This is a genomic window from Actinotalea ferrariae, assembly GCF_019733465.1.
GTDB classification, from domain to species: Bacteria; Actinomycetota; Actinomycetes; order Actinomycetales; family Cellulomonadaceae; genus Actinotalea; species Actinotalea ferrariae_A.
Map to the genome: position 1 here is coordinate 1 of NZ_JACVQL010000080.1, position 8334 is coordinate 8334.

The window sequence follows — 8334 nt, forward strand, 5'->3', positions numbered from 1 at the left end:
CGCGCGGCTCGTGCGCTCGGCCGTCGCGGCGGTCCGCGAGGGTGTGGTCGAGGTGCGCACCGCGGACGGCCGCACCGTCGGCGACGAGGAGCCCGGCGCGTACGACCGGGTGCTCGTCGACGCACCCTGCACCGGGCTCGGCGCCCTGCGGCGACGCCCCGAGGCGCGGTGGCGGCGCACGCCGGCCGACGTCGGGCCGCTCACCGAGCTGCAGCGCGGCCTGCTCGCCTCGGCGCTCGACGCCGTCCGTCCCGGCGGCGTGGTCGCCTACGTGACGTGCTCGCCGCACGTCGCGGAGACGCAGCTCGTGGTCAAGGACGTGCTGCGCCGGCGCGACGACGTCGAGCAGCTCGACGCGCGCGACGCGGTCCGGGCGGTCTCGGGCGACGACATCGAGCTCGGTCCCGGCCCGTGGGTCCAGCTGTGGCCGCACGTCCACGGCACCGACGCGATGCACCTCGCGCTGCTGCGGCGGCGCTGACGGGGCGGTGCGGCGTGCCGCGCGCGGCGGACCGGCGCGCCCGCGGCCGTCGTGCCGGGACGCCCGTGCGTCGGGCCTGCGCCAGACTGTCGCCATGGACGTCGTGATCTCGCCCAGCATCCTGTCCGCCGACTTCATGAACCTCGAGCGCGAGCTCGCGCGGATCGCGGCGGCCGACATGGTGCACGTCGACGTCATGGACAACCACTTCGTGCCCAACCTCACCCTCGGGCTGCCCGTCGTCGAGAAGATCGTCAGGGTCGCGCCCGTGCCCGTCGACACGCACCTCATGATCGAGGACCCGGACCGCTGGGCGCCGGGCTTCGCCGAGGCGGGCGCGGCGTCCGTGACGTTCCACGCCGAGGCCGCGCGCGCGCCCGTGCGTCTCGCGCGCGAGCTCCGCCGTCTCGGGGCACGTGCGGGGCTCGCGCTGCGGCCGGCGACGCCGGTCGAGCCGTTCGTCGACCTCCTGCCCGAGATCGACATGCTCCTCGTCATGACGGTCGAGCCCGGGTTCGGCGGGCAGGCGTTCCTCGACGTCACGCTGCCCAAGATCCGCCGCGCGCGGCGCGCCGTCGAGGAGGCGGGGCTCGACGTCTGGGTCCAGGTCGACGGCGGCGTCTCGGCCGAGACGGTCGAGAGGGCCGCCGACGCGGGCGCGAACGTCTTCGTCGCGGGCTCGGCCGTCTACGGCGCGGACGACGCCGCGGGTGCGATCGGCGAGCTGAGGTGCCTCGCGGCCGGGGCGCACGCGCACCGTTCGCGCTGAGCGTCACGGGCGGCGCCGGACCGGCCGCTCCCGGTCCGCGGCGCTGTGGCACACTGACCGCCGAACACGTACGTGCTCCGGGGTCGGTGAAAGTCCGAGCCGGCGGTGACAGTCCGCGACCCGCCCACGACCGTGACCAGCGTCAGGCTCGCCCGACGTCGGTCCGGTCCGGGCGGTTGACCTGGTGGAACTCCAGGACCGACGGTGAAAGTCCGGATGGGAGGAAGCACGTGGCGTCCGCGTCGGCACAGTCGTGCGCCGAGGCGACGTCGACGCGACCTGTCGCGCACCCCCGGAGCTGAGCGCTCGAGGGAGGTGCCATGGCTGCAGCGGTCGCACGCGGGGGCGTCCCCGCAGCGCCCCGAGGCGAGGTCGTCGACGGCATCCCCGCCGGGGTGAGCCCGGTCGAGCTCGCCGCGATGGACCGCGCGCTCGAGCTCGCGGCCGGTGGGCCGGCGCACGGCCCCAACCCCCGGGTCGGCTGCGTCCTCCTCGCGGCGGACGGGCGTGTGCTCGCCGAGGGCCGGCACGACGGCGCCGGCACCCGCCACGCCGAGGCGGCCGCCGTCACGGCTGCGCGCACCGACGGTCGGGACCTCCGCGGCGCGACCGCCGTCGTCACGCTCGAGCCCTGCGCCCACACCGGGCGCACCGGGCCATGCGCGCAGCTGCTGCTCGAGGCCGGGGTCACGCGCGTGCTGCACGCGGTCGACGACCCGAACCCCGCCGCCGCCGGGGGCGCCGCGCTGCTGCGTGCCGCGGGCGTCGACGTCGTCGGCGGCGTCCGCCGTTCCGAGGGCGAGGGCCTGCTGCGCGTGTGGCTGCACGCCGTCCGCACCGGGCGCCCGTTCGTCACGCTCAAGCTCGCGACAACGCTCGACGGCAGGGTCGCCGCGGCCGACGGCTCGAGCCGCTGGATCACGTCGTCCGAGGCGCGCGCGCACGCGCACACCGTGCGCACCGAGGTCGACGCGATCGCCGTCGGCGGCGGGACGGCCGCCGCGGACGACCCGTCCCTGACCGCCCGGGACGCGGACGGGACGCTCGCGGCGCACCAGCCGCTGCGCGTCGTCGTCGGCTCGGCGGGTCTCCCGGACACGGCGCGACTGCGCGGTCCCGGCGGCGAGCTCGTCCACGAGCGGACGCGGGACCTGCCCGCCGTGCTCGACCGCCTCGCGCGCCGCGAGGTACGTCACCTGCTCGTCGAGGGCGGTCCCACGCTCGCCGCCGCCTTCCTGCGCGCGGGGCTGGTCGACGAGGTCCACGCCTACCTCGCGCCCGTGCTCCTCGGCGCCGGGCCCGCGGCGACGGGCGACCTCGGCATCGCGTCGATCGACGGCGCGATGCGCCTGCGTCCGCGTCTGCTGCGTGTGCTCGGACCCGACGTCCTCCTGGTCGCCGACGTCGACGGCCGGGCCGGGCCCGGCACGTCCCGGCCGCCGGTCCCAGCGCGGGCCTCCGCGTCGCAGCCGCCCGACGCGCAGCCGTCCGGCGCCCAGCCAGCCGCACCAGCAGGGGAGAGCTAGATGTTCACCGGCATCGTCGAGGAGATCGGCACCGTCGTCGCCGTCGAGCGCGGCACGGGGGACGCGCGGCTCACGCTGCGCGGCGCGGTCGTGACGCAGGGCACGCGGCTCGGGGACTCGATCGCCGTCGACGGCGTGTGCCTCACGGTCACCGACCTCGACGGTGACCGCTTCGGCGTCGACGTCATGCCGGAGACGCTCGCGCGCAGCACCCTGGGCGCCCTCGCACCGGGCTCGGCGGTCAACCTCGAGCGCGCCGTCCGGGCCGACGGCCGGCTCGACGGCCACCTCGTGCAGGGCCACGTCGACGGGACGGGCACGCTCCTGTCGAGGACCCCGGGCGCGCGGTGGGACGACCTGCGCCTCGCGCTGCCGCCGTCGCTCGCCCGGTACGTCGCCGAGAAGGGCTCGATCGCCGTCAGCGGCGTGTCGCTCACGGTGACCGGCGTCGACGACGCGAGCTTCGGCGTCTCGCTGATCCCCACGACCCTCGAGGCCACGACGCTCGGCACCCTCGCGCCGGGCGACCCGGTCAACCTCGAGGTCGACGTGATCGCGAAGTACGTGGAGCGGCTCCTCGCCGGCGGCGCGGTCGGCGGCCAGGGTGCACCGGGGGAGCGGTCGTGATCCGGCTCGGCACGGTCGAGGAGGCGCTCGAGGAGCTGCGCCGCGGGCGTCCGGTGCTCGTCGCGGACTCGCCCGACCGCGAGAACGAGGCCGACGTCGTGCTCGCCGCGGGTTCGGCGACCGCCGAGTGGGTCGCCTGGACCATCCGGCACTCGTCGGGCTACCTGTGCGCCCCGATGCCCGCGGCCCGGGCCGACGCGCTCGAGCTGCCGCTCATGGTGCCCCACAGCCAGGACCCGCGGCGCACGGCGTACACGGTCACGGTCGACGCCGCCGACGGCGTCACCACGGGGATCTCCGCGGCCGACCGCGCGACGACGCTGCGCGTCCTCGCCGACCCCGCCGCCGGCCCGCAGAGCGTCATCCGGCCGGGTCACGTCCTCCCGCTGCGCGCGGTCCCCGGCGGCGTGCTGCACCGCGGCGGCCACACCGAGGCGGCCGTGGACCTGTGCCGGCTCGCCGGGCTCGAGCCGGTCGCGGGCATCGCCGAGCTCGTGCACGACGACGGCACGATGATGCGGCTCGACGACGCCGCCCGGCTCGCGGCCGCCGACGGCCTCGTGCTCCTGACGATCCAGGACCTCGTCGCCTGGCGCCGTGAGCACGACGACCCCGTGCCCGACGGCCCGGAGCCGCCGCGCGCCCGCGTGCACCCCACGGGCGTCGCCCGGCTGCCCACGCGGCACGGCTCCTTCCGCGTGCACGGCTACCGCGACCTGCGCACGGGCGCAGACCACGTGGCCCTCGTGCCGGAGGACGTCGAGACCCCCGCCGCCGTGCCGGTGGTGCGGGTGCACTCCGAGTGCCTCACGGGCGACGCCTTCGGCTCCCTGCGCTGCGACTGCGGGCCGCAGCTGGACGCCGCGCTCGAGCGCGCGACGGCCGAGGGCGGGGCCGTCGTCTACCTCCGCGGGCACGAGGGGCGTGGGATCGGGCTGCTGTCCAAGATCGACGCCTACGCGCTGCAGGACGACGGCCGCGACACGGTCGAGGCCAACCTCGAGCTCGGGCTGCCGGCCGACCGCCGGGAGTACGGCGCCGCGGCGGCCGTCCTCGCGGACCTCGGGCTGACGTCGATCCGCCTGCTCACCAACAACCCGGCGAAGGTCACCGGGCTCGCGGCGCACGGCGTCGTCGTCGAGGAGGTCGTCCCGCTCGAGGTCGGCCGGACCGTCGAGAACGCCGCCTACCTGCGCACCAAGGCGGTGGCCATGGGCCACCTGCTCACCCACGCCGGGGCGACCGTCCCGGCCGCACCCCAGGAGGACGAACGATGAGCGGAGCCGGAGCGCCACGCCTGACCCTCGACGGGTCGGGGCTCAGGGTGAGCGTGGTCGCCGCGAGCTGGCACACGCAGGTCATGGACGGGCTGGTCGCGGGAGCGCACCGCGCCCTCGCGGCGGCGCACGTCACGGACGTGAGCCTGCTGCGCGTGCCGGGCTCCTTCGAGCTCCCCGTCGCCGCCGGCCGCCTCGCCCGGACCGGGGTCGACGCCGTCGTCGCGCTCGGCGTCGTCATCCGCGGCGGCACGCCGCACTTCGAGTACGTGTGCGCGGCCGCGACGCAGGGCCTGACCGACGTCGCCGTGCGCACCGGGGTGCCGGTGGGCTTCGGCCTGCTGACCTGCGACGACGAGCAGCAGGCGCTCGACCGCGCGGGCCTGCCCGGCTCGACCGAGGACAAGGGCGCCGAGGCGGCCGAGGCGGCCGTCGCCACGGTGCTCGCCCTGCGGGGGATCTGATGATCGACTGGTTGTTCGACGCGCAGCTGACCATCGCGGGCCACCCGATCCTCTGGCGCGAGGTCGTGGGCAACCTGTTCGGCCTCGCCTCGGCCGTGGGCGGCATGCGCCGTCGGGTGTGGGCGTGGCCCGTGGGCATCGTCGGCAACGTCCTGCTCTTCACGGTCTTCCTCGGCGGGGTGTTCGACACGCCGCAGGCGAAGGACCTCTACGGGCAGGCGGGCCGGCAGGTGTTCTTCATCGCCGTGGCGGTGTACGGCTGGGTGCGCTGGCGCCAGGCGACGCAGGGCTCGGGTGACGGCCCGGCGATCGTGCCCACCTGGGCGGGAACGCGGGGCCGGGTGCAGCTGGTCGTCGCCGCCGTCGTCGGGACGGTCGTCTCGGCCCTCGTGTTCCAGGCGCTCGGCTCGTGGGGTCCGTGGGCGGACGCGTGGATCTTCACGGGCAGCCTGCTAGCGACGTACGGCATGGCCCGCGGCTGGACCGAGTTCTGGCTCATCTGGATCGCGGTCGACGTCGTGGGGGTCCCGCTGCTGCTCCAGGCGGGGTACTACCCGTCGGCCGTGCTCTACGCGGTCTACGGCGGCGTCGTGCTCTACGGCTTCACGGTGTGGCTGCGCGCGCAGCGCGCGGGGGAGGCCGAGGCCGTGACCGCGGCGGGCGGTGCCGGGACCCTCGCGGTGGACGGCCCGGCCGGGGACCGCGAGGGCGTCTAGGCTCTACCGACGTGAAGACGTTCGACTCGCTGTTCTCCGAGCTCGCCGAGAAGGCCAGCACCCGCCCGGCCGGCTCCGGGACCGTCGCCGAGCTCGACGCCGGGGTCCACGCCATCGGCAAGAAGGTCGTCGAGGAGGCCGCCGAGGTCTGGATGGCCGCCGAGCACGAGGGCGCCGAGCGGACGGCCGAGGAGATCTCCCAGCTGCTCTACCACCTGCAGGTCCTGATGCTCGCGCGCGGGCTGACGCTCGAGGACGTCTACGCGCACCTCTGACCCGCGGGCGTCCCCGCGCGTCGCCCTGCCCGTCCGGTCGCCCCGGGCGACGCACACCCCGAACCACAGCCGCACCCGAACCGCAGCCGCACCCGAACCGCAGAGGACCCCGTGCTCCGCATCGCCGTCCCGAACAAGGGCTCACTCTCCGAGCCGGCCGCCGAGATGCTGCGCGAGGCGGGCTACCGCCAGCGTCGCGACTCGCGCGAGCTCGTCCTGCCCGACCCCGAGAACGGGGTCGAGTTCTTCTTCCTCCGGCCGCGCGACATCGCCGTGTACGTCGGGGCCGGCACGGTCGACGTCGGCATCACCGGCCGCGACCTGCTGCTCGACTCCGCCTCGTCGGCCACCGAGCACCTGCCGCTCGGGTTCGCGCGGTCGACGTTCCGCTTCGCGGCGCCCGCGGCCGACGCGCTCGGCGGCGTCCGCGACGTCGCCGGTCGGCGGGTCGCGTCGTCGTACCCGGTGCTCGTGGCCGCCCACCTGCGCGCGCACGGCATCGCCGCCCGCGAGATCGTGCGGCTCGACGGCGCGGTCGAGACCGCGATCCAGCTCGGGGTCGCGGACGTGATCGCCGACGTCGTGGAGACCGGCACCACGCTCCGCGCCGCCGGGCTCGAGGTGTTCGGGGACCCGATCCTGCGCTCGGAGGCGGTCCTCGTGCGGCGCAGCGACGTCGACGAGCCCGCCGGCCTGGACGTCCTCACGCGGCGCCTTCAGGGCGTCCTGACCGCGCGGCAGTACGTCCTCATGGACTACGACGTGCCCCTCGACCTGGTCGAGCGCGCCGTCGCGATCACGCCGGGCCTCGAGTCGCCGACGGTCGCGCCGCTGCACAACCGGGAGTGGGCCGCGGTGCGCGCGATGGTCCGGCGCGACGAGACCAACCGCGTCATGGACGCGCTCTACGACGTCGGCGCCCGCGCGATCCTCGTGACCTCGATCCACGCCTGCCGGCTCTGACCATGACGACCCCGGGTCCCGATCGCGGTCGCGCGGAGCTCCACCGCCCGTTCCGCCCGCGCGCCGCCCGGGTGGTCTCGCTCGTGCTCGCGGTGCTCGTGCTCGCGATGATGATCGGGATCGCCGTGCTGCTGCCCCGCGCGGCGCCCGACCGTCAGTCGCCGTTCGACCTGGTCGGCATCGTGGCGTTCGGCGCCCTCGTCGCGTGGTTCCTCTGGCGTCAGGCGAGCGTGCGCGCGGTCCCGGACGAGGCAGGCGTCACCGTGCGCAACCTGATGATCACGCGCCGCATCGAGTGGGCCGAGGTCGTCTCCGTCCGGTTCGGGCAGGGCCGCCCGTGGGTGCAGCTCGACCTGGCCGACGGCGACACGCTCGCGGTCATGGGGATCCAGCGTGCCGACGGGGCGCGTGCCGAGGCCGAGGCCCGCCGGATGGCGACGCTCGTGGCGCTCCACACCGCCACGCCCCGCGACGACTGACGCTCGCCGGGCTGACCCCGCGACAGCCGGCGGCCCCGTGACGTCCGGCGTCCGGCGCCCGCCTCGGTCAGCCTCGGACCAGCCCCGCGGCGTGGACGCCCGCGGCCGCGGCCGCGAGGAACGACTCGGGGTCGGCGTCGAGACCCCGGCCCATCGTCGACAGCCGGACGGGCGCGGCCGCGAGCGCGTCGAGCAGCACCGGCCCCGTCGGCACCTCGACGAGCCGGTGCCGACCGAGCGGCGCGCACAGCGACTGCGCCTGACGGTGCACGGTCGCGAGCAGCGCCTGGCGCTCGTCGTCGGCCGGTCCCTCCGCCACGGGCACGACGACGTCGGCGGGCGCGAGCGCGACGCGTCCGTAGGCGGTGAGCGAGTGGTGCGAGACGCCGCGGTGCCGCTCGCGCGGGTCGGCCCCGGAGACCCGCAGCGACGCCACGGGGCTGCCGTGCAGCGCGCCGACCGCGTTGAGCGCCTCGCCCGCAGCGACGCCCGAGAAGCCCCACCGCGTGCCGGTCCCGAGGTTCCCCGGCCCCTGTGCGACGACCACGAGGTCGGCGTCGAGCACGTGCCGCGCCGCGAGCAGGCCCGTGTGCACCGTGACGGCCTCGAGGTCACCGCCGAAGGCCTGCCCGACCGTGACGCACGCGGACAGCCAGCCCGCGTCCCGCAGGCCGGCGACGGTGCGCGAGAACCAGGCGGGGAGGGCGCCGCCGTCGGTCATGACGTAGGCCACGCGCGGCGCGGGCCGGCCCGCCGC

10 protein-coding genes, 1 pseudogene and 1 riboswitch are annotated in these 8334 nt (G+C 76.4%); of the genes and pseudogenes, 10 read left to right on the plus strand and 1 reads right to left on the minus strand.

Annotation, left to right across the window (positions count from 1 at the left end; genetic code table 11):
- From ICW40_RS07065 to ICW40_RS07110, 10 genes and pseudogenes are all read left to right on the plus strand, one after another.
- A pseudogene (locus ICW40_RS07065) lies at positions 1-481 on the plus strand (rRNA small subunit methyltransferase B); the annotation flags it as partial.
- Positions 482-575: 94 nt separating this feature from the next.
- Positions 576-1250, plus strand: coding sequence for a ribulose-phosphate 3-epimerase (gene rpe, locus ICW40_RS07070; RefSeq protein WP_221653127.1), 675 nt, complete (start codon positions 576-578; stop codon positions 1248-1250).
- 69 nt (positions 1251-1319) lie between these two features.
- A riboswitch (FMN riboswitch) is annotated at positions 1320-1483 on the plus strand.
- 87 nt (positions 1484-1570) lie between these two features.
- A complete protein-coding gene (gene ribD, locus ICW40_RS07075; protein WP_374199139.1) occupies positions 1571-2776 on the plus strand; it encodes a bifunctional diaminohydroxyphosphoribosylaminopyrimidine deaminase/5-amino-6-(5-phosphoribosylamino)uracil reductase RibD in 1206 nt (401 codons plus the stop codon).
- Positions 2777-3403, plus strand: a complete 627-nt coding sequence (locus tag ICW40_RS07080) for a riboflavin synthase (RefSeq protein ID WP_221653128.1) — start codon at positions 2777-2779, stop codon at positions 3401-3403.
- Complete coding sequence (gene ribA, locus ICW40_RS07085; RefSeq protein ID WP_221653129.1) at positions 3400-4680, plus strand: GTP cyclohydrolase II; 1281 nt, start codon at positions 3400-3402, stop codon at positions 4678-4680. The genes ICW40_RS07080 and ribA overlap by 4 nt, the downstream gene beginning before the upstream one ends.
- Positions 4677-5144: a 6,7-dimethyl-8-ribityllumazine synthase gene (ribH, locus tag ICW40_RS07090; protein WP_221653130.1), complete on the plus strand. Its 468-nt coding sequence runs from the start codon at positions 4677-4679 to the stop codon at positions 5142-5144. The genes ribA and ribH overlap by 4 nt, the downstream gene beginning before the upstream one ends.
- A complete protein-coding gene (gene pnuC, locus ICW40_RS07095) occupies positions 5144-5860 on the plus strand; it encodes a nicotinamide riboside transporter PnuC (protein WP_221653131.1) in 717 nt (238 codons plus the stop codon). Before ribH ends, pnuC begins: the two co-directional genes overlap by 1 nt.
- Before the next feature lie 11 nt (positions 5861-5871).
- The gene (locus tag ICW40_RS07100; RefSeq protein WP_221653132.1) at positions 5872-6135 is read left to right on the plus strand and encodes a phosphoribosyl-ATP diphosphatase; all 264 of its coding nucleotides are present in this window, start codon (positions 5872-5874) and stop codon (positions 6133-6135) included.
- 111 nt (positions 6136-6246) lie between these two features.
- On the plus strand, positions 6247-7098 hold the full coding sequence (hisG, locus tag ICW40_RS07105) for an ATP phosphoribosyltransferase (protein ID WP_221653133.1): 852 nt from the start codon (positions 6247-6249) through the stop codon (positions 7096-7098).
- Between the two features lie 2 nt (positions 7099-7100).
- Entirely contained in the window at positions 7101-7577 is a 477-nt protein-coding gene (locus ICW40_RS07110) for a PH domain-containing protein (RefSeq protein WP_221653134.1), read from the plus strand.
- Positions 7578-7644: 67 nt separating this feature from the next.
- Here ICW40_RS07110 and ICW40_RS07115 read toward each other — a convergent pair.
- A partial coding sequence (locus ICW40_RS07115) for a DUF3866 family protein (RefSeq protein ID WP_221653135.1) occupies positions 7645-8334 on the minus strand: 690 nt, incomplete at its 5' end.